The sequence below is a fragment of the Pseudomonas sp. AB6 genome (assembly GCF_034314105.1).
In the GTDB taxonomy this organism is placed as follows: Bacteria; Pseudomonadota; Gammaproteobacteria; order Pseudomonadales; family Pseudomonadaceae; genus Aquipseudomonas.
In genome coordinates this window covers 2,382,540-2,403,749 of sequence record NZ_JAVIWJ010000001.1, presented here as the reverse complement: position 1 = coordinate 2,403,749, position 21,210 = coordinate 2,382,540, and the positions used below count along the sequence as shown (strand labels likewise).

General features: G+C 55.2%; 21 protein-coding genes. 13 read left to right on the top strand and 8 right to left on the bottom strand.

Annotated elements, in window-relative coordinates:
* Positions 1-43: 43 nt before the first annotated feature.
* Entirely contained in the window at positions 44-412 is a 369-nt protein-coding gene (locus RGW60_RS11320; RefSeq protein WP_322204696.1) for a hypothetical protein, read from the bottom strand.
* Positions 413-927: 515 nt separating this feature from the next.
* Here RGW60_RS11320 and arfB point away from each other — a divergent pair.
* Positions 928-1,341, top strand: coding sequence for an alternative ribosome rescue aminoacyl-tRNA hydrolase ArfB (gene arfB / locus RGW60_RS11315; protein ID WP_322204695.1), 414 nt, complete (start codon positions 928-930; stop codon positions 1,339-1,341).
* Positions 1,342-1,548: 207 nt separating this feature from the next.
* On the top strand, positions 1,549-1,758 hold the full coding sequence (locus RGW60_RS11310; RefSeq protein ID WP_322204694.1) for a hypothetical protein: 210 nt from the start codon (positions 1,549-1,551) through the stop codon (positions 1,756-1,758).
* Positions 1,759-2,369: 611 nt separating this feature from the next.
* Here the strand turns inward: RGW60_RS11310 and RGW60_RS11305 are convergent.
* From RGW60_RS11305 to phhA, 6 genes are all read right to left on the bottom strand, one after another.
* Positions 2,370-3,578 (bottom strand): MFS transporter, encoded by a 1,209-nt coding sequence (locus RGW60_RS11305; RefSeq protein WP_322204693.1) that lies wholly within the window; start codon positions 3,576-3,578, stop codon positions 2,370-2,372.
* A gap of 180 nt (positions 3,579-3,758) precedes the next feature.
* Positions 3,759-3,938, bottom strand: a complete 180-nt coding sequence (locus RGW60_RS11300; protein ID WP_322206895.1) for a hypothetical protein — start codon at positions 3,936-3,938, stop codon at positions 3,759-3,761.
* Between the two features lie 114 nt (positions 3,939-4,052).
* On the bottom strand, positions 4,053-4,199 hold the full coding sequence (locus RGW60_RS11295) for a hypothetical protein (RefSeq protein ID WP_322204692.1): 147 nt from the start codon (positions 4,197-4,199) through the stop codon (positions 4,053-4,055).
* Between the two features lie 197 nt (positions 4,200-4,396).
* A complete protein-coding gene (locus RGW60_RS11290; RefSeq protein WP_322204691.1) occupies positions 4,397-5,593 on the bottom strand; it encodes an amino acid aminotransferase in 1,197 nt (398 codons plus the stop codon).
* Positions 5,593-5,949 (bottom strand): 4a-hydroxytetrahydrobiopterin dehydratase, encoded by a 357-nt coding sequence (locus RGW60_RS11285; RefSeq protein ID WP_322204690.1) that lies wholly within the window; start codon positions 5,947-5,949, stop codon positions 5,593-5,595. The genes RGW60_RS11290 and RGW60_RS11285 overlap by 1 nt, the downstream gene beginning before the upstream one ends.
* A gap of 13 nt (positions 5,950-5,962) precedes the next feature.
* Positions 5,963-6,754, bottom strand: a complete 792-nt coding sequence (gene phhA / locus RGW60_RS11280; RefSeq protein WP_322204689.1) for a phenylalanine 4-monooxygenase — start codon at positions 6,752-6,754, stop codon at positions 5,963-5,965.
* A gap of 253 nt (positions 6,755-7,007) precedes the next feature.
* Between phhA and RGW60_RS11275 the strand changes: the two genes are divergently transcribed.
* Positions 7,008-8,585, top strand: a complete 1,578-nt coding sequence (locus RGW60_RS11275) for a sigma-54-dependent transcriptional regulator (protein WP_322204688.1) — start codon at positions 7,008-7,010, stop codon at positions 8,583-8,585.
* A 100-nt stretch (positions 8,586-8,685) separates the two neighbouring features.
* Here the strand turns inward: RGW60_RS11275 and RGW60_RS11270 are convergent, their stop codons facing one another.
* Entirely contained in the window at positions 8,686-8,952 is a 267-nt protein-coding gene (locus RGW60_RS11270) for a DUF2790 domain-containing protein (protein ID WP_322204687.1), read from the bottom strand.
* A gap of 406 nt (positions 8,953-9,358) precedes the next feature.
* On the opposite strand from RGW60_RS11270, the gene acs reads away from it, so the two are divergent.
* The 10 genes from acs (at position 9,359) to astD (ending at position 21,170) form a co-directional block, all read left to right on the top strand.
* Complete coding sequence (gene acs, locus RGW60_RS11265; RefSeq protein ID WP_322204686.1) at positions 9,359-11,311, top strand: acetate--CoA ligase; 1,953 nt, start codon at positions 9,359-9,361, stop codon at positions 11,309-11,311.
* A 531-nt stretch (positions 11,312-11,842) separates the two neighbouring features.
* A complete protein-coding gene (locus tag RGW60_RS11260; protein ID WP_322204685.1) occupies positions 11,843-12,619 on the top strand; it encodes an ABC transporter substrate-binding protein in 777 nt (258 codons plus the stop codon).
* An 88-nt stretch (positions 12,620-12,707) separates the two neighbouring features.
* Positions 12,708-13,397, top strand: coding sequence for an ABC transporter permease (locus tag RGW60_RS11255; protein ID WP_322204684.1), 690 nt, complete (start codon positions 12,708-12,710; stop codon positions 13,395-13,397).
* On the top strand, positions 13,394-14,092 hold the full coding sequence (locus tag RGW60_RS11250; RefSeq protein WP_322204683.1) for an ABC transporter permease: 699 nt from the start codon (positions 13,394-13,396) through the stop codon (positions 14,090-14,092). The genes RGW60_RS11255 and RGW60_RS11250 overlap by 4 nt, the downstream gene beginning before the upstream one ends.
* Positions 14,093-14,132: 40 nt before the next feature.
* The gene (locus RGW60_RS11245; RefSeq protein ID WP_322204682.1) at positions 14,133-14,897 is read left to right on the top strand and encodes an ABC transporter ATP-binding protein; all 765 of its coding nucleotides are present in this window, start codon (positions 14,133-14,135) and stop codon (positions 14,895-14,897) included.
* Between the two features lie 136 nt (positions 14,898-15,033).
* Positions 15,034-16,014, top strand: coding sequence for a transcriptional regulator ArgR (gene argR, locus RGW60_RS11240; RefSeq protein ID WP_322204681.1), 981 nt, complete (start codon positions 15,034-15,036; stop codon positions 16,012-16,014).
* Between the two features lie 222 nt (positions 16,015-16,236).
* Positions 16,237-17,457, top strand: a complete 1,221-nt coding sequence (locus tag RGW60_RS11235; RefSeq protein ID WP_322204680.1) for an aspartate aminotransferase family protein — start codon at positions 16,237-16,239, stop codon at positions 17,455-17,457.
* A gap of 111 nt (positions 17,458-17,568) precedes the next feature.
* Complete coding sequence (aruF, locus tag RGW60_RS11230; RefSeq protein ID WP_322204679.1) at positions 17,569-18,600, top strand: arginine/ornithine succinyltransferase subunit alpha; 1,032 nt, start codon at positions 17,569-17,571, stop codon at positions 18,598-18,600.
* Between the two features lie 78 nt (positions 18,601-18,678).
* Positions 18,679-19,704, top strand: a complete 1,026-nt coding sequence (astA, locus tag RGW60_RS11225; RefSeq protein WP_322204678.1) for an arginine N-succinyltransferase — start codon at positions 18,679-18,681, stop codon at positions 19,702-19,704.
* Positions 19,701-21,170 carry a succinylglutamate-semialdehyde dehydrogenase gene (gene astD / locus RGW60_RS11220; RefSeq protein ID WP_322204677.1) on the top strand — a complete coding sequence of 490 codons (1,470 nt, stop codon included), beginning with the start codon at positions 19,701-19,703 and terminating at the stop codon, positions 21,168-21,170. Before astA ends, astD begins: the two co-directional genes overlap by 4 nt.
* Positions 21,171-21,210: the final 40 nt, after the last annotated feature.

The window sequence follows — 21,210 nt, the reverse complement described above, 5'->3', positions numbered from 1 at the left end:
TTTTTTATGGGCGACAGGGGCATACAGCTGTGTCACAACCTCACTAGAAAAATCGGCCGTAATCTTTGAACGGCAACCACTTCTTCGGATTTTCGTTCATAACAGTCTTCAACTCCTGAATGAATCCAAGGCCATTGGAGTGCAGGTCAGGCTGGATCGATGCGTCATAAAGCAGCATGTACAGATCGTTTTCTATGATCGCGCTTATCAGCGAGTCCGTGGACGAAGTATCCAAATTCATTGCACTAAAGCGAAAAGAGTCGTCTTCCAGGGCGGTTTCGATGATGTTACTGACGAGCGCTGAATAGGCGTCGGTGTAGCCGATGAGCACTTGTGGTTTAAACGTGTATTCGACGGCCGGGTGATGTTTCAGGTCGTGCAAAAAATGTTCGATTGCGCTGATCTGGTCCATGGATCCATCCCGTTGCGAGCAGGGGCAGCCAGGCGTGGTAGGTGAAGCAAACCGCATCTGCCGGAGGGCGTGCTAGAAAGCTGACTGATTGAAAGCGGCGGGCACATTTATCGCCTTTAATTGCTTGGTTCCAAATGTCCCCGCCGAAAATCGCGCTAACCATGATTGGTCAGCAGACAATAGAAAAACTAGTTTATGAATGTTTTATGCGCAATAAATTTTTCGAATGGTGTAACGCCAATGAGTCACTTACAGGCGCTGAAGCGTGCAGGTTTGACGGGCAGCCGGGGACCGAATGCAGTTCCGAATGAACAAAACTTATTTCGCGCCAAAATACAGTCAGCTATTTGTTTGAAGTGAGTGTGGACCGTTTCCCATCCATTCGGTCAGGAACTAGAGGCAGGTCCATGTAGGCGGTTGCAATAAATCGGTGGAGTGCGGCGGTGTACAATGCGCCACGTTTTAACTTCGTTCGTTGCAGATCGTTGAACGCTTCAGGACCATGTAATGCTCATATGCTGGTGATTTCCAATAACGTGCAGCTCGCCGATGCCGAGATCGAGTTGACGGCCATCCGCGCCCAAGGTGCCGGAGGGCAAAACGTCAACAAGGTATCGAGCGCGGTGCATTTGCGCTTCGACATCAACGCCTCGTCCTTGCCGCCGTTCTACAAGGAGCGCTTGCTCGCGTTGCGCGACAGTCGTATCACCAGCGAAGGCGTGATTGTGCTCAAGGCCCAGCAATACCGAACCCAAGAGCAAAACCGCGCCGATGCGTTGGAACGTTTGACTGAGTTGATCATCAACGCAACCAAAGTCGAGAAGAAACGCCGCCCAACCAAGCCGACCCTGGGTTCAAAGAAACGCCGTTTGGAAGGCAAGACGCTACGCGGCAGTATCAAGGCTGGGCGTGGGAAGGTAGATTTTTAGCTGGAGGTCACTTAGCGCCACAAAAATGTGCCAGCAACCTGCATTTTCAGAAGCGTCCTACAGTCCTTCGGTCCGTTTTTCAGTAGCCTAAATAGCTATCGAAAAAGGAATTGGGTTTATGACTATGCACGGATACATGACGCTCACCTATGAGGCGATTGGCCCCGACTATCAGATCGGCCATTCCAACGAACAGAGCGGCAAGTCATGAACCCGAATCGTTATGACATCTGGAATGTAAAGCATACGGCTGGGGTGTTGTCATCTCAATCTATGTTGTCAGGCTATGCACATCTTACGGACGGCATTCTGCGACTCCAGTTCAATCGCGAAGTCGTTAACTCTTTTGAAGCTGGCATTGGCCTCGGAATGGCGGGTGAAAAAGCGGGCGAACTCATTTACGAGAAAAGTAAATGAGCCTTAGTACTGGTGAAAACGGTTATCTCTACATAAGTTTGATCGGTTTTGTAGGCGTATTCACTTGCATTGGCATAGCGTTGTATCTTGCATATAACAGAGTCGAACTGATGTTAAACCATCTGAAAAATTGCCCCACTATTACCATTCGAGCTTTTTTATTGCATGCAGGTCCATGGGGGCGGTTGCATCTTCTGGGTGCAATTATGGGATTGATGACCATGCCTCGTGTCCACCATCCGCGATGGAGGGGCCAGTGCCGAGGATTTGAAAAATTTCCCAGCTGACCTAAGACTGCAACTTGTCATGTTGCACTGGACCAGCGGGTTACTTCTATTGGTAATGATTGGGATGGGTATAGTTGCCAAGCTCGGTCTTGTTTAATTCTATCGGCGGTGGCGCCTCGTACATGAAGGTTCGAGATATGTGCGCAGCGGGAAATACTGAGGCGTGTAAAAAGGTGAAATATGCCGAGGGCGGGAATTTTTAGGGACGGTCGCTACCGTCGGTGCTGCCAGTGGTGTTCCTCTTGTTGGCGAGGCGCAGCGACGGACTCTCCGCGCCGCCTGTTGCATCGCCAACACGTTGGCTCCTACAGATGGACGCAACGCCTACGGCTTATAATCCCGAAGATGCACCGCCTGCCGGTACAGGTAAACGCTGAGGATTAATCCGGTCAGCGCCGCCAAGGCTGCGAAGAGGAAGATTGAAGCAAAGCCGAAGCCCGAGGCGATGGCCCCGGCGACCGGGCCGGTGATGCCCAGTGACAGGTCGATGAACAGCGAGTACGCACCCACCGCTGCACCCCGGCTGGAAGCGGGTACCAGGTTCACTGCCTCAACACCTAATGCCGGAAACACCAGGGAAAATCCGAAGCCGGTGAGTGCAGCGCCCGCCAGGGCCAGTGTCGGTGTGGGTGCGACCCATAACAGCACCAAACCGAGCGTCTCGACCGAAAGACAAGCAATCGCCACGCGGAAGCCACCAAGTCGGTTGATGAATTTTCCGAACAGCAAGCGCGCGCCGATGAAGCAGGCGCCAAACAGGCTCAAACACAACACTGCATTCGGCCAACTGTGGCTGGCGTAATACAACGTGATGAATGTGGCTATGGTGCCGAAGCCAATCGAACCTAATGCCAACCCAGTGCCATGGGGCAGCACGCGGCCGAGTACGTGCATAAATGGCAAGCGCTCACCGTGGACGATGGGTGCAGGCTCTTTGTTCCAGGCCAGTTTCAGGCCCAAAGCCGCCAGTAAAATAATGCTGAACCCCATGCTCCATAAGCCAAATTGCTGGACCAACACCACCCCAAGCGGCGCGCCAATTGCCAATGCACCATAACTGGCGATGCCGTTCCACGAGATCACTTTGGCGGTGTTGAGCGCGCCAACCTTGCCAATCCCCCAGCCAATCGACCCGGAACCCACCAGGCTTTCAGCGCTGCCCAGCACCAATCGCCCGATGAACAAGCAGATCAGGCTGAGCATCGGCGCGCTGTGCAGCCAAGCTGACACCAGCATGAATACACCGCTGAGCCCACAACCCGCCAAGCCATAGAGCACGGCTTTCTTGCTGCCTCGGTTGTCGATGATCCGGCCGGCGTAAGGGCGGCTGAGCAGCGTCGCCAAGTATTGGACACTGATCACCAGCCCGGCAGTCACGGCGCCAAAGCCTAGGTCGGTGTTGACATAGCTCGGCAGGACGGCCAACGGAATACCAATGTTCAAGTAGCCGATGAAGGTAAACAGGACAATGGAAACGACCTGCAGCGTGACCGCCATCGGGCGTTCTGCGGCGGTGGGCGAGGAGTCTGGCATGGTAAAAATCCACGGTTTCAGCGAAAAGTGGTGACGCGCAACGTGTTGCAGAGAAGCGTTTCAGCTCTAGGCGCGATCAAGGCTGCTTATGATAGCGGTGGTTTCGGCATTGCTGGAGATTGGCTTAAAAAAATACGGAAAATGTTACTGCCGGTTTATGCCAGCGGAAAAAAGAGCAGATCAGATTTTAGCGGGGTTAAGCAGGTGGGTCGTAACCAGTGCGGCGAGCGCAGTTTCTTTGGTGCCGAAGCGCTGGAGTAAAGCCGTCTGTTTTTCGGTGCTGAGGCGGGACCAGATTTCGACCATTTTTTCTGTGGTTTCCATCACGACGTTGGCAGTGGGGTCGCTGAGGTGGGCCATTTCAGAGTTCACTTTTTGTTCAGGCATACGCACGAATGCGGGGGGGGGGGCATAACAGACCGTATACAAACAGGCGCAAAACACTGGTTTGGCATACGGTCTGAACAACTGCCGTCAGTCTCGGCTTTTAGCGCTTTGGCTTTCTTTAGCTTTGACCGGATTGGCTTTCAATTCGGCTGGTCGGCCGGGTGCTTGTTGGGCCTTTGGGGGTTGTTGTGGTTCGTGCAGGCTTGGGTAAGGGAAGTTCGGTATTTCGTGCATCGACGTCGCTCCGCGCAAGATCTGATTGAAGGTGCTGGAAAGATCCGTGCTTATGTAAAGCTTGGGCAGGATACAGCACTGGAAATGACAATCAGACTTTATCTGCCACTCTTTTGCCATTTGGCGACAGACTGCCTTGCTTGCATAACGCAATCGCGCCCTTGAAGGGCGCGATGGATGACACGGTCAAACCCCTGTCAGTCGTGACAGACGTCGGCGATTGCCTGGGCTAACAGGCCGAGGCGCGAGGCGTCGATGCCGGCAATGTTGGCACGTCCAGCGCTTACCAAATACACGCTGTGTTCATAGCGCAATCTGGCCACCTGAGCGTCGTTCAGTCCGGTGTAGGAAAACATCCCGCGTTGCACGCCAATGTGCGCAAAACGTTCGCCCAGGCCCAGCGGCGTCAAGGCCTCAACCAGACCTGCACGGAGCTGCGCAATACGCGCGCGCATCTCTTCCACTTCCTCCATCCACAGGCCTTTCAGCTCAGGGTCGCCAAGGATTTCAGCGACGATGGCCGCGCCGTGATCCGGCGGATTGGACCATAAGTTGCGGGCAGTGGACGACAATTGACTGCGCACATCCAAGAGCTTTTCTGCGGTGTCAGTGCACACAATCAATGCGCCAGTGCGCTCGCGATACAGGCCAAAGTTCTTTGAGCACGAACTGGTAATCAGCAGTTCCGGCAATGCGTCGGCAAACAATCGCACTGACCACGCATCCTGCTCCAGGCCGTCGCCGAAGCCTTGGTAGGCGAAATCAATCAACGGGATTAAGTTGCGGCTGCGCACAATTTCCAGCACTTGCCGCCAATCGTCTTGGGATAGATCAAAACCTGTCGGGTTATGACAGCAGGCGTGCAGCAGTACCACATCGCCACGTGGCACCTGATTTAATGTGGCAAGCATTGCATCGACGTTCAAGCGGTTGTCGCTGTCCACATACGGGTAATGACTGACGTTTAGCCCTGCCGCGTCAAAGATTGATTCGTGGATCGGCCAGGTCGGATCGCTCAACCAGATACCGCGCCCCGGCAAACAACGGGCGATGAAATCCGCACACAGACGCAGGGCGCCGGTACCGCCTGGGGTTTGTGTGGCGCCGACACGCTTTTGCGCGATCAACGGCGATTCCTTGCCCAGTACCAGTTCACTGATTAGCGTGCCGAAATTCGACTGGCCGTGGCCACCGATATAGGTCTTGGTGGTTTGCTGATCCACCAGACGCTGCTCGGCCAGTTTGACCGAGCGCAGAATCGGCGTCAGGCCCGCAGCGTCTTTATAGACGCCCACGCCAAGGTCGAATTTGTTCGGGTTCGAATCAGTCGCATACGCCTCGATCAGACCCAAGATCGGATCGCCTGGTACGCGCTGGATATCGTTGAAATGCATTACTTGCGGCCCTCGGCACCTTTGGCCACTTCGTCAGTGCGGGCGGCCATAATGAAATCGTTGCGGTGCAGCCCTTTGATCGAGTGGCTCCACCACGTCACGGTCACTTTGCCCCATTCGGTGAGCAAGCCAGGGTGATGACCCTCGGCTTCGGCAATTTCGCCGACCGCGTTGGTGAACGCAAGCGCGAACTTGAAATTTTTGAACACGTAGACCTTTTCCAGCTGCATCACTGCGTCGCGTACTTCGATGTTCCAATCCGGGATCTGCTTGATCAGAACGGGCAATTCGTCATCACTGACTTGCGGCGCGTTGGCGTGACAGGCTTCGCAGTGGGCTTGATTGAGCGTACTCATAAAATATTCCTGATCAGGCAGCTTTGATTTTTGGTGAAAATTTTGGAGCGTGCAGGCCGAGCTGCATACCCAGTCGAACCAGCTCCATGATGTCTTCGTGGGCGAGGTCGAACAGGCGTTTCATACTCGGCAGCACGAAGTACAGCGGTTGCAAAATATCAATTCGGTAAGGTGTGCGCATCGCCTCTAATGCGTCGAACACCTGATGTTCCGGTGCTGAAGACAGGCTGTAAACCGTTTCCTTAGGCGAGGACAGAATCCCGCCCCCATAGATGCGTTGGCCCTGTGGCGTATCTACCAGCCCGAACTCAATGGTCATCCAATACAGGCGCGCCAGATAAACACGCTGTTCTTTGGTTGCGCTTAACCCGAGCTTGCCATAGGTGTGGGTGAATTCAGCAAACCACGGATTGGTCAGCAGCGGGCAATGGCCAAACACTTCATGGAAAATGTCAGGCTCTTGCAGGTAATCAAGCTCCTGCTCACTGCGAATAAAGGTCGCTACCGGAAACTGTTTGTTCGCCAGTAATTCGAAGAACTTTTGGAAGGGGATCAATGCAGGAACTCGAGCGACCTGCCAGCCCGTGGTGGCAGCTAGCACGCTATTGACCTCGGCCAGTTGTGGAATACGATCATGGGGTAAACCCAGTTGCTCGATGCCGTCGAAGTATTCCTGGCAGGCACGCCCTTCAATCACTTTCATTTGCCGAGTGATCAATGTGTTCCACACCGCATGCTCGGCTGGCGGGTAGTCGATAAAGCCGTTTGCGTCGGGCTCGCGGGCCACGTACGAGGTCTGCGTCATGCCGTTCTCCTCGGGGGAAGCTTCTTGTTATGGATGCCCTAGAAATAACGCGTTTGAAGGCTCGCTGTGGCAAGAAATCAGCAGATAACGCCAAGCTAAAATGTCTTTTCGTAACGAAAAGTTTACGATAGGTCTTGATTGTGCCGAAAGGCGGCGGTGGACGAGGCGGGATTTAGTGGCCAGCTGTCACATAATCTTGACGATTAAACGCGCCTAAACAAAAAAAGCCGCCCCTTCGAGGATCTTACTGCTCATGCGCATCAAAGTGCACTGCCAAAACCGAATTGGCATCCTTCGCGACATTCTCAACTTATTGGTCGAATACGGTGTCAACGTTGCCCTCGGGGAAGTCGGAGGTGAGCGCGGCGACGCGATTTATCTGCTTTGCCCGAACCTGATCAATCTTCAGTTCCAGACCCTGCGCCCCAAATTCGAAGCTATTGCCGGTGTGTTTGGGGTCAAGCGCGTCGGATTGATGCCCAGTGAACGTCGGCACATGGAACTCAATGCCCTGCTCGGCGCCTTGGAGTTTCCGGTGTTATCCATCGACATGAGCGGCTCTATCGTCGCGGCCAACCGGGCGGCTGCGCAATTGTTAGGTGTGCGGGTCGACGAAGTGCCCGGCATTGCGCTGTCCCGTTATGCCGAAGATTTTGATTTGCCGGAGCTGGTTCGGGCCAACAAATCTCGGATTAACGGTTTGCGGGTCAAAGTCTGCGGCGATGTGTTTCTGGCTGATATCGCGCCGTTGCAATCCCAGCACGATGACAGCGAAGCAATGGCGGGCGCGGTGTTGACCCTGCACCGGGCGGATCGTGTGGGCGAGCGGATTTACCACGTGCGTAAGCAGGAATTACGTGGCTTCGACAGTATTTTCCAAAGCTCAAAGTTCATGGCTGCCGTGGTTCGTGAAGCGCGGCGCATGGCGCCATTGGATGCGCCGTTGTTGATCGAGGGCGAAACCGGTACGGGTAAAGAGTTGTTGGCACGCGCTTGTCACTTGGCCAGCCCGCGCGGGCAGTCACCGCTGATGGCGCTTAATTGCGCCGGGCTGCCGGAATCCATGGCCGAGACCGAATTATTCGGTTACGGCCCTGGCGCATTCGAAGGGGCACGGGCCGAGGGCAAGCTCGGTTTACTTGAATTGACGACAGGCGGCACGTTGTTCCTTGATGGCGTGGGCGAGATGAGCCCGCGCTTACAAGCGAAGTTACTGCGCTTCCTGCAGGACGGCTGTTTTCATCGGGTTGGCAGCGATGAAGAGGTTTACTTGGACGTGCGGGTAATTTGCGCTACCCAAGTCGACCTTTCAGAGCTGTGCGCCAGAGGTGAGTTTCGTCAGGACCTTTATCACCGGCTCAATGTATTGTCGCTCCACATTCCACCGCTGCGAGAATGCCTGGACGGTTTACCAACGCTGGTGGATCACTTCCTTGATCAGGCCAGTCGTCAAATTGGCTGTCCATTGCCAAAATTTTCCCCGGCGGCGATGGAGCGTTTGAGTCATTACCACTGGCCAGGCAATGTGCGTCAGCTGGGAAACGCGCTGTTTCAGGCGGTTTCCCTGTGCGAAGGCGGGACGGTTAAGGCCGAGCATATCCGACTTCCCGATTACGGGGCACGTCAGCCATTGGCGGGCTTTTCACTGGAGGGGGGATTGGATGACATTGTCGGACGCTTTGAAAAGGCTGTGCTGGAACAGTTGTACGCACAACATCCGAGTAGTCGGCAGTTAGGTAAGCGATTGGGCGTGTCTCATACTACGATTGCGAATAAGTTGCGCAGTTATCAATTAGTGGTTGAAAAAAACGGAGAGGGAGAACTGAGGTAATCAAGTTAATAGGCGAGTGGTTATTCTTCAGGGCGTGGATAAAACTACGCCCCGTTGGGATAACTCCCACGAGGCGTTGATTAGCTGTGCAGCAGATTAATTAACCTTGCATGCAGCCATTGCCCATGGCGCGGTATTCAATCACATGTTCTTTACCGGCAGAGTCCAGGTAGTCCATTCGCGCGGGTACTACTGTGCAGGCGTCGGAGGCAGGGCTTATGGAAATAACTTTCGCAACGTCCAAGTGTGTGGCGTAAGTATATTGTTCAACAGAAAGGTTTGAACTTGCTGTTGCGTCAGGTGTTTCGGCGGCAAAGGCTGATGCGCAAAAACCACTCATGGCCAGAACTAGCAGTGCAGCGTTCATCACTAAATTTCCTATATTAAACGTGAGGGTAAGCCTGGCCCTTGTGAAGCCAGGCGTGTCACGAAGTGTACAAGTGGATTAACAAGCCTTTGTGGGGGCGTTACATGTTAATCAGTTGCCGGTTGGCGAGATTGATTCTATGCGGGTTATGCCACTTCATATACGAGGGGTTCTGATAAAGCTATTGATCAAATCTGCAACAATCGCCGAAAACGATAATATCGGTTGATTATTGGTCCCGTTGTGGCCGCCGGCGCGGGCGGCGGCCGCGCTGTCATGGACCGACTGAGCGCGTAAGATAATGTGTAGCGCTGCCCCGGTAAGACCATCGTCGAATGGCTTATCTGGGGTCGAACGCGATACAACTGGACCCATATAAAAACAACTGTCCACCGAGGTACCAAAGATGAGTGCGGCTTCCCTATATCCTGTTCGCCCTGAGGTTTTAGCGACAACGCTGACCGACGAGGCGACCTACAAGGCCATGTACCAGCAATCGGTGGTCAATCCCGATGGTTTCTGGCGCGAGCAAGCTCAACGTCTTGATTGGATCAAGCCCTTCACCGTAGTCAAGCAAACCTCTTTCGACGATCACCATGTCGATATCAAATGGTTCGCTGACGGCACCCTGAACGTTTCCTACAACTGCCTTGACCGTCATTTGGCTGAGCGCGGCGATCAGATCGCAATCATCTGGGAAGGCGACGATCCTTCGGAACACCGCAACATCACCTACCGCCAGCTGCATGAAGAAGTCTGTAAGTTCGCCAATGCCCTGCGTGGCCAAGATGTGCATCGCGGCGACGTTGTGACTATCTATATGCCGATGATTCCTGAAGCTGTAGTCGCCATGTTGGCGTGTACCCGCATCGGCGCTATTCACTCGGTAGTCTTCGGCGGCTTCTCCCCGGAGGCATTGGCCGGCCGCATCATCGACTGCAAATCGAAAATCGTGATCACCGCTGACGAAGGTCTGCGTGGTGGCAAGCGCACAGCGCTGAAAAGCAACGTCGATCTGGCGTTGACCAACCCGGAAACCGCCAGCGTTCAGAAGATCATCGTGTGCAAGCGCACCGGCGGTGATATCGCATGGCACCAACACCGTGACATCTGGTACGAAGACCTGATGAAGGTTGCGTCGAGCCATTGCGCGCCGAAAGAAATGGGTGCTGAAGAAGCACTGTTTATTCTCTACACCTCGGGCTCTACCGGTAAGCCGAAAGGCGTGCAGCACACCACGGGCGGGTACCTGGTGTACGCAGCGATGACCCACGAGCGGGTATTCGATTACCGTCCGGGTGAAGTTTACTGGTGCACCGCTGACGTGGGTTGGGTCACGGGTCACAGCTATATTGTTTATGGCCCTTTGGCCAACGGCGCGACCACGTTGCTGTTTGAAGGTGTGCCGAACTACCCGGACATTACCCGCGTGTCGAAAATCATCGACAAGCACAAGGTTAATATCCTGTACACCGCACCGACCGCCATTCGCGCCATGATGGCCGAGGGCTCCAAAGCAGTGGAAGGTGCGGACGGTTCAAGCCTGCGCCTGTTGGGTTCGGTGGGTGAACCGATCAATCCGGAAGCCTGGAACTGGTATTACAAAACTGTCGGCAAAGAGCGCTGCCCGATTGTCGATACCTGGTGGCAAACCGAAACGGGTGGTGTTTTGATCAGCCCACTGCCAGGCGCAACTGCCCTTAAGCCAGGTTCCGCGACGCGACCGTTCTTCGGCGTAGTGCCGGCGCTTGTCGATAATCTAGGCAATCTGATTGACGGTGCGGCCGAAGGCAATCTGGTGATTCTTGATTCTTGGCCAGGCCAGGCCCGTACCTTGTTCGGCGACCATGACCGCTTCGTCGACACTTATTTCAAAACCTTCCGTGGCATGTACTTCACGGGCGACGGCGCACGCCGCGACGAGGATGGCTATTACTGGATCACTGGGCGTGTGGATGACGTACTTAACGTTTCCGGGCACCGCATGGGCACCGCCGAAATCGAAAGCGCCATGGTTGCTCACCCTAAAGTGGCCGAAGCCGCAGTTGTTGGCGTGCCGCACGACCTCAAAGGGCAGGGCATTTACGTATACGTCACGCTCAACGGTGGCGAAGAGCCTAGTGATGCGCTGCGTCTGGAATTGAGGAACTGGGTGCGTAAGGAAATCGGTCCGATTGCTTCGCCAGATTTTATCCAGTGGGCACCGGGCTTGCCGAAAACTCGCTCGGGCAAAATCATGCGCCGAATTCTGCGCAAAATTGCCACCGGCGAATACGATTCCCTGGGTGATATTTCCACCCTGGCGGACCCAGGCGTGGTGCAACACCTGATCGACACGCACAAGACCATGAACGCCTGATTCCAGGCATATAAAAAACGCCCTGCCCGGTGACTACTGAGCGGGGCGTTTTTTCTCGTAGAGGTCGCCCAGTCTTGGACGCTGGACGGTTGTGCAGCAAGTACGTCCACAGGATATTTATCGATTGTTACCCGGATGTTTGCGGGTAACCGAATGTGTAACCGCCGAGTATTTCTTCGGGGTCACAGGGAGCGTTTCTCTCTCCCTAAGCAGTATCTTCCTACAGGTAAAACCCTATATAAACGTTATAACCCTTGAATTAGAGCCTTGGCTGACTAAACGGCGCGCTCTTTGCTGTGTCAGAAGGTTAACTGTTTTTTTGCTTTTCACGAATTTTCTGAGCTGTCAATATTTCAGGGTGGTTTTTCAGTGCATCTGTAATTAGTTGTCGCATTGAAGAAATATCGACTTCGGACCTCCCGCTAAAATGCCCCTCAATCGCCCAAGGCGTCGCTGTCCTCATTTCCTTTGCCCATTGAGCCGCTGGCTCACCCCTGTCTTAAGTCGGTTCACGCCGATGGAGCCCTAATAATGAAAAAACTCATGCTTCTCGGCGCTTTGGCGCTGTCCGTGTTGGTGCAGCCGGCGTTTGCTGATGAAAAGCCGATGAAAATTGGCATCGAAGCGGCGTATCCACCGTTTGCGTCCAAGGCTCCGGACGGCAGCATCGTGGGTTTTGATTACGACATTGGCAATGCGCTGTGTGAGGAAATGAAGGTCAAGTGCACGTGGGTAGAGCAAGAGTTCGACGGCCTGATTCCGGCGCTGAAAGTGCGCAAAATCGACGCCATCCTGTCCTCGATGTCTATCACTGAGGACCGCAAGAAATCGGTGGATTTCAGTAATAAGTACTACAACACGCCAGCACGTCTGGTGATGAAAGACGGCGCCGTGGTCAGCGCGGATCTGATCGAACTCAAAGGCAAGAAGATCGGCGTGCAGCGCGGTTCGATTCACGACCGTTTCGCTCAGGAAGTCTTGAAGCCGTTGGGCGCTGAAATTGTGCCCTACGGCTCACAGAACGAAATTTACCTGGACGTTGCTTCCGGTCGTCTCGATGGCACCCTGGCTGACGCCACTCTGCTGCAAGACGGCTTCCTCAATACCGATGCAGGCAAGGGTTATGCCTTCGCCGGTCCGGCTTTCACCGATGCAAAATATTTCGGTGATGGCATTGGTATCGCCGTGCGCAAGGGTGACAAGGCTGATCTGGACAAAATCAACGCGGCCATCGTCGCTATTCGCGCCAACGGCAAATACAAGCAGATTCAAGACAAGTACTTCAACTTCGATATCTACGGCGAGTAATCCCTTCGCGTAACCCATTGCAATGGCGTAGGTGGCTGAATTGCCGGCCTGCGCCATTGTTCATCTTCGAGCTTGGAGGACCTGAATCATGTTGAACGGCTACGGGGCTGTCATCCTCGATGGCGCATGGCTCACGCTGCAACTTGCCTTGGCGTCCATGGCTTTGGCGATCGTTCTCGGATTGATTGGGGTGTCGTTGCGGTTATCGCCGGTACGTTGGCTTGCCAGCCTGGGTGATCTGTACTCCACCGTGATTCGCGGAATTCCCGACCTGGTGCTGATCCTGCTGATTTTCTACGGCGGCCAAGACTTGCTAAACCGGGTCGCACCGCTGCTGGGTTTCGACGATTACATCGATTTGAACCCCCTCGCGGCCGGCGTTGGCACCTTGGGTTTTATCTTCGGCGCCTATCTGTCAGAAACCTTTCGCGGCGCGTTCATGGCGATCCCCAAGGGCCAGGCCGAGGCCGGCATGGCCTATGGGATGAGTAGCTTCAAGGTGTTTTTCAGGATTATGGTGCCGCAGATGATTCGTCTGGCAATCCCTGGGTTCACTAATAACTGGTTGGTCTTGACCAAGGCCACGGCCCTTATTTCAGTGGTCGGTCTGCAGGACATGATGTTCAAAGCCAAGCAGGCCGCAGATGCAACTCGCCAACCGTTTACCTTCTATCTTGCGGTGGCCGGGATGTACCTGGTGATCACTAGCGTGTCGTTGCTGGTGCTGCGCCACCTAGAAAAACGCTATTCAGTGGGCATTAAGGCGGCTGACCTATGATCTTCGATTACAACGTCGTCTGGGAGAGCTTGCCGCTGTACGTGGGTGGTTTGCTGATTACCCTCAAGTTACTGGGGATTTCCCTGGCGTTCGGCCTGCTGGCGGCATTGCCACTGGGGTTGATGCGGGTATCGAAAAACCCATGGGTCAACGTTCCGGCGTGGCTGTACACCTATGTGATTCGCGGTACGCCGATGCTGGTGCAGCTGTTTTTGGTTTATTACGGCCTGGCTCAGTTTCAGGCCGTGCGCGACAGCTTTCTCTGGCCCTTGTTGTCCAGCGCGACGTTTTGTGCGTGCCTGGCATTCGCAATCAATACCAGCGCCTATACCGCTGAAATCATTGCGGGCAGCCTTAAGTCAACCCCAGCGGGGGAAATAGAAGCGGCCAGGGCCATGGGCATGTCTCGCTCTAAAATGTACCGGCGAATCTTGCTGCCTTCGGCATTGCGTCGGGCGCTGCCGCAGTACAGCAACGAAGTCATCATGATGCTGCAAACCACCAGCCTGGCGTCCATCGTGACCCTGATCGACATCACTGGCGCAGCGCGTACGGTCAATGCCCAGTTCTATTTACCGTTCGAGGCGTACATCACCGCTGGCGCGTTCTACTTGTGCCTGACCTTCATTTTGGTGCGGTTGTTCAAGTTGGCCGAGCGTCACTGGCTGGGCTACCTCGCCCCGCGCAAGGCGTGACCATGACGACCATCGCGAACCGTTTTTTGAGAATCCAACAATGAACAAGCTTGAAGTCCACGACTTGCACAAACGCTATGGCAGTCATGAAGTGCTAAAGGGCGTGACCCTGACGGCCAAGGCTGGCGATGTGATCAGTATCATCGGTTCCAGCGGTTCGGGTAAAAGCACGTTTTTGCGTTGCATCAACCTGCTCGAACAGCCCCATGCCGGCAAAATCGTCCTGAACAACGAAGAGCTGAAACTGGTGGCGAACAAGGAGGGCGGCTTGAAAGCGGCTGACCCGAAACAACTGCAACGCATGCGTTCGCGGTTGTCGATGGTGTTCCAGCACTTCAATTTGTGGTCGCATATGACCGCCTTGGAAAACATTATCGAAGCGCCGATTCATGTGCTGGGCCTGTCGAAACGAGACGCCGTGGAAAAGGCCGAGCATTACTTGGCCAAAGTCGGTGTTTCACACCGTAAGCACGCGTATCCGGGGCATATGTCCGGTGGCGAGCAGCAGCGCGTGGCGATTGCTCGGGCGTTGGCGATGGAGCCTGAGGTCATGCTGTTTGATGAGCCGACCTCGGCGCTTGACCCTGAGCTGGTCGGGGATGTGCTGAAGGTGATGCAAGCGCTGGCACAAGAAGGGCGAACCATGGTGGTGGTTACTCACGAAATGGGATTTGCCCGCGAAGTGTCAAACCAGCTGATTTTCTTGCACAAGGGCTTGGTCGAAGAGCGCGGCGACCCTCGCGAGGTGCTAAGCAAACCTGCGTCGGAGCGTCTTCAGCAGTTCCTGTCTGGTAGTTTGAAATAATCGACACGTTTTTGACGATGCCTTTCACTCCAGAACACGTCATGCTCCGCGTCACCGCACTACTTGGCTCCACCCGATAGAGATCGAGCGTACTGATGCTCGACCCACAACCGCCATACGTTTCGGACTGCACGCTATGACTGCCCATCGAATTGGTTTCCTTATTTGGCCCAGCACCAAAGCCTTAACCCTGGCACTGGCTGAGGAAGCCTTGCGTGTTGCACAGCGCGTTCATCCAGAAGTCGTTTACGAATTACTTTTTTTACAGGCCGAACCGCCTGTGGAAGGTGCTTGGCAATTGCCAGGTGAGCCTTGGACTGGGCGTCTGGAAGGTTGCCAAAAACTGTTTCTGCTGGCGGATGAGCCGCCAGCATCGATGACTTCTGCATTGAGCGCGTCGCTCAAACAACTGGTGCGTTCCGGTTGTGTGATCGGCGGCTTGTCTGCCGGAGTCTATCCGCTGGCTCAGCTGGGTTTGCTCGACGGTTACCGGGCGGCGGTGCATTGGCGTTGGCAGGACGATTTCGCCGAGCGCTTTCCAAAAGTGATTGCCACTAGCCATCTGTTCGATTGGGACCGTGACAGGTTGACCGCGTGTGGTGGCTTGTCGGTATTGGATCTTTTGTTAGCGTTACTGGCACGTGATCACGGCGCAGAACTGGCTGGTGCAGTGTCGGAAGAATTGGTGGTGGAACGTATTCGGGAAGGTGGCGAACGCCAACGTATTCCGTTGCAAAACCGTTTGGGCTCCAGCCATCCGAAGCTGACTCAAGCCGTGTTGCTGATGGAAGCCAATATCGAAGAGCCGCTGACCACCGACGAAATCGCCCAGCACGTTTGCGTGTCGCGTCGACAATTGGAGCGGATTTTCAAGCAGTACCTAAACCGCGTACCGAGCCAGTACTACTTGGAGCTGCGCTTGAACAAGGCGCGGCAGATGCTGATGCAGACCAGTAAATCGATTATCCAGATCGGTTTGTCTTGCGGCTTTTCCTCCGGGCCGCATTTCTCCAGCGCTTACCGTAATTTCTTCGGCGCCACGCCCCGCGAAGATCGCAACCAACGCCGCAGTAGCAGCCCATTTGAATTGTCGTCGGTGCCGTCTGAGCGAGGGTGATACCCCTATTATCTGCGTGAAGGCTGCCTGTCAGACCATCCATGAATACGTTTAAACTACCTTTTTCCGACGCTATATGTCGCATTGCCGAAAGCCGCTGATAAACACGGTTTGGCGCTGTAACAAGTTGTCGCTTGGCGGCAAGGTCGGACCTACATCAGTCCTTACAATCCTCCCATCGTTTGCCAGTTTCAGGCAGACGTACCTCTTCAGGAGACTCCGATGTCCGTTGAGCATGCTCAGGTGCAACGCACCGATTTTGACCAGGTAATGGTCCCCAATTATTCGCCTGCGGGTTTTATCCCTGTGCGCGGTGCGGGTTCCCGCGTCTGGGATCAATCGGGTCGCGAGCTGGTCGATTTCGCCGGCGGCATCGCGGTAAACGTGCTTGGCCACGCCCATCCGGCATTGGTCAGTGCACTGACAGAGCAAGCCAATACCTTGTGGCACGTTTCTAACGTCTTCACCAACGAACCGGCCCTGCGGTTAGCGAAGAAGTTGGTCGACGCCACTTTTGCCGAACGTGCGTTTTTCTGTAACTCGGGCGCTGAGGCCAACGAAGCCGCTTTCAAGCTGGCGCGTCGGGTTTCTCACGACCTGTATGGCCCGGAAAAATACGAAATTATCGCCGCGCTCAACAGCTTCCATGGCCGTACCTTGTTCACCGTGAACGTCGGCGGCCAGTCCAAGTATTCCGATGGCTTCGGTCCGAAAATCGTCGGTATCACTCACGTACCGTTCAATGACCTGAATGCGCTGAAAGCCGCCATTTCCGACAAAACCTGCGCCGTGGTGCTGGAACCGGTACAAGGTGAAAGCGGCGTTATTCCGGGTGAGTTGGCTTATCTGCAAGGCGCGCGCGATCTGTGCGATGCACACAAAGCGCTGTTGATATTCGACGAAGTGCAGACCGGCATGGGCCGTTCAGGCGAGCTGTTTGCCTATATGCACTACGGCGTGGTCCCCGACATCCTCACCAGCGCCAAGAGCTTGGGCGGTGGTTTTCCGATTGCAGCGATGTTGACCACAGAAATGTTGGCCAATCACCTGACTGTCGGCACCCACGGCACAACGTATGGCGGCAACCCGCTGGCCTGCGCCGTGGCAGAAGCGGTGATCGATATCGTTAACACTCCGCAAATACTGGCGGGCGTCAAAGCCAAACGCGCTCTTTTCCAGGCGCGTCTGGAACAGATCGGCAAGCAATACGGCGTCTTCACTCAAGTGCGCGGCTTGGGTTTATTGATTGGGTGTGTGCTCAGTGATGCCTGGAAAGGCAAAGCCAAAGACATCTTTAACGCTGCCGAAAAAGAAGGCGTAATGGTCCTGCAAGCGGGTCCGGATGTAATCCGTTTCGCGCCAAGCCTGGTGATAACTGAAGTTGATATTGATGAAGGTCTAAGCCGTTTTGAACGCGCTATCGCCAAGCTGACACACTCGTGATGAGTTGCTGATTGATTTTTAGAGACGCCCCTCGGAGTTGGTCATTTTGCCAACGCCGGTTTTTTTCTGTGTCGGCGACGCCGACCTGTATTTTTGGTAAGGAGTGACACCATGCTGGTGATGCGCCCCGCGCAAATGGCTGATCTAGGCGAGGTACAACGTCTAGCCGCAGACAGCCCGATTGGTGTCACTTCCCTACCGGACGATGCCGACCGTTTGACCGACAAGATCGCCGCTTCGGAAGCGTCGTTCGCGGCTGAAGTCAGTTTCAACGGAGAGGAAAGCTATTTTTTTGTGCTCGAAGACAATGACTCCGGGCGTCTTGTGGGGTGCTCAGGGATCGTTGCGTCGGCAGGCTATTCGGAACCCTTTTATAGCTTTCGTAACGAAACGTTTGTTCACGCTTCTCGCGAACTTAAGATCCACAACAAAATTCACGTGCTGTCGCAATGTCACGACTTGACAGGCAACAGCCTGCTCGCCAGTTTCTATGTGATCCCGGAACTGGTCGGCACTCATTGGTCTGAGCTCAATTCTCGCGGGCGCCTGTTGTTCGTTGCCAGCCATCCGGAGCGCTTTGCCGATTCGGTGGTGACCGAAATCGTCGGTTACAGCGATGAGCACGGCGATTCCCCTTTCTGGGACGCTATTGGACGTAACTTTTTCGATCTGAACTACGCCGAGGCTGAGCGTCTATGTGGTTTGAAAAGCCGGACCTTTCTCGCCGAATTGATGCCGCATTACCCGATTTACGTTCCGTTGCTGCCCGACGCTGCGCAGGAGGCTATGGGCCAAGTGCATCCGCGAGCGCAGATCACTTTCGACATCCTGATGCGCGAAGGTTTCGAGACCGACCATTATATTGATATTTTCGATGGTGGCCCGACCTTGCACGCGCGAGTGTCGGGCATCCGTTCGATTGCTCAGAGCCGTTTGGTCCCGGTGAAATTGGACACGGTTAAAACCGGTGACACGAGCAAAGGCGGACGCCTTTATCTGGTTGCTAACGGACAGTTGCAGGACTATCGCGCGGTGCTGTTGGAGCTCGATTGGGCACCGGGCAAACCGGTCAACCTGAGTCTGGAAGCCGCCGAAGCACTGGGCGTGGGTGAAGGCGCCAGCGTGCGTATTGTGGCGGTGTAACAGGCGCGCCGTTGGTGTCTGGTTTGCAGGTTTAGCGAGAATCGCGGGCTTCCAAGGGAGTCCGGTTGAGGAGAAAGCATGATCGTTCGTCCCGTACGCAGCAGTGACTTACCAAAGTTGATCGAGTTGGCGCACACCACTGGCCCCGGCTTGACCACGCTGCCCGCCAATGAACAGCGCTTGGCGCACCGAATCAATTGGGCCGAGAAAACCTTCCGTGGCGAAGCCGAGCGCGCCGACGCCGACTACCTGTTTGTTATGGAGGACGATGATGGCCACGTGGTAGGTATTTCTGCGATCGCGGGCGCCGTCGGCCTGCGTGAACCCTGGTACAACTATCGAGTAGGTCTGACAGTCAGTGCGTCTCAAGAGTTGAATATCTACCGCGAAATTCCTACGCTCTTCCTTGCCAACGACCTGACCGGAAATTCCGAGCTGTGCTCGTTGTTTTTGCGTAGCGACAGCCGCACCGGTGTTAACGGTCGACTGTTGGCTAAAGCGCGGCTGCTGTTCATTGCTGAATTCCCTAAATTGTTCGGCAACAAGATCATTGCCGAGATGCGTGGTATGTCCAACGAGGCCGGGCGTTCACCTTTCTGGGAAAGCTTGGGACGGCACTTCTTCAAGATGGAATTCAGCCAGGCCGACTACCTGACAGGCGTGGGCAACAAAGCGTTCATCGCCGAACTGATGCCTAAGTTTCCGCTTTACACCTGCTTCCTCTCCGAAGACGCACGCAACATCATTGGCCGCGTACACACCGACACCGAACCGGCGTTGGCGATGCTCAAGAGCGAGGGCTTCAGCTATCAGGGTTATGTCGACATATTCGACGCCGGGCCTGCTGTGGAGTGCGAAACCGCGAAGATTCGGGCCGTACACGACAGCCAGGCATTGGTCCTGGCCATCGGTACGCCGGGGGAGGATGCGACGCCGTTTCTGATTCATAACCGCAAACGTGAAGACTGCCGCATCACTGCCGCCCCGGCGCGGTTCGCTGCAGGCACGCTGGTGGTGGACCCTATGACCGCAAAACGCTTGCAACTGAGTGCGGGCGATCAAGTGCGAGCAGTACCGTTGTCCGCTGCAAGGGAGGTTGTGTGATGAGCACGCTGTATATCGCGGGTGCCTGGCACGCCGGGCACGGTGAATCTTTCGAGTCGTTGAACCCGGTCACTCAGGCAGTTGTTTGGTCTGGGCAAGGCGCCAGCACTGAGCAAGTTGATACTGCGATCAAGGCCGCGCGGCACGCTTTCCCGGCTTGGGCCAAGCGCTCGCTGGAGGAACGCATCGTGATACTGGAAGCGTTTGCCGCGAGCCTGAAAACCCATGCCGACGCCTTGTCTCGCTGCATTGGTGAAGAGACCGGTAAACCGCTGTGGGAATCGGCCACCGAAGTCACCAGCATGATCAACAAGATCGCGATTTCGGTGCAGAGCTATCGCGAGCGAACTGGTGAGAAGAGCGGTCCGCTGGGCGACGCCACCGCCGTGCTGCGGCACAAGCCCCATGGCGTGGTCGCCGTATTTGGCCCGTACAATTTTCCTGGGCACCTGCCCAATGGCCATATCGTGCCCGCGTTATTGGCGGGCAACACGGTGCTATTCAAACCCAGCGAACTAACGCCAAAAGTTGCCGAACTGACAGTCAAGTGCTGGATCGAAGCCGGTTTGCCCGAGGGGGTACTGAACTTGCTGCAAGGCGCTCGGGAAACCGGTGTAGCGTTGGCGGCGAACCCTGGTATCGACGGCTTGTTTTTCACCGGTTCCAGTCGCACCGGTAATGTGTTGCACCAACAATTTTCCGGGCACCCAGACAAGATCCTCGCGCTGGAAATGGGTGGCAACAACCCGCTGATCGTTGATCACGTCGAAGACATTGAAGCAGCCGTGTACACGATAATTCAGTCTGCCTTCATCTCTGCCGGGCAACGCTGTACCTGCGCCCGTCGATTGCTGGTACCCGAAGGTGCGTGGGGCGATGCATTGCTTGCGCGGTTGGTGGCAGTGACCGCGACTATCGAGGTCGGTGAGTTCGATAAGCAACCGGCGCCGTTCATGGGTTCGGTCATTTCATTGGGTGCGGCGCGAGCGTTGCTTGATGCCCAAGAGTTACTTTTGGCCAATGGGGCGGTGGCGTTGTTGGAAATGACTCAGCCGCAGGCGAATGCCGCATTGCTCACGCCGGGGATACTCGACGTCAGTGACGTAACTGACCGTGTGGATGAGGAGCTGTTCGGGCCGCTGTTACAAGTGATCCGCTACGCTGATTTTGCGGCGGCCATCGCCGAAGCCAACAACACTGAATTTGGCCTGGCCGCCGGTTTGTTGTCCGACTCCGAAGCGCGTTATCAGCAGTTTTGGCTGGAAAGTCGGGCAGGCATTGTCAATTGGAACAAGCAATTGACCGGCGCCGCTAGCAGCGCTCCGTTTGGCGGGATTGGCGCCTCGGGCAATCACCGCGCCAGCGCCTACTACGCCGCCGATTATTGCTCCTATCCGGTGGCATCACTGGAAGCGTCGCGGATCAGTTTGCCCGGGACATTGACGCCGGGCATTAAGCTCTCGTAATGCGCAACATAACTGTGGAGTGGGCAAGCCTGCTTCCACA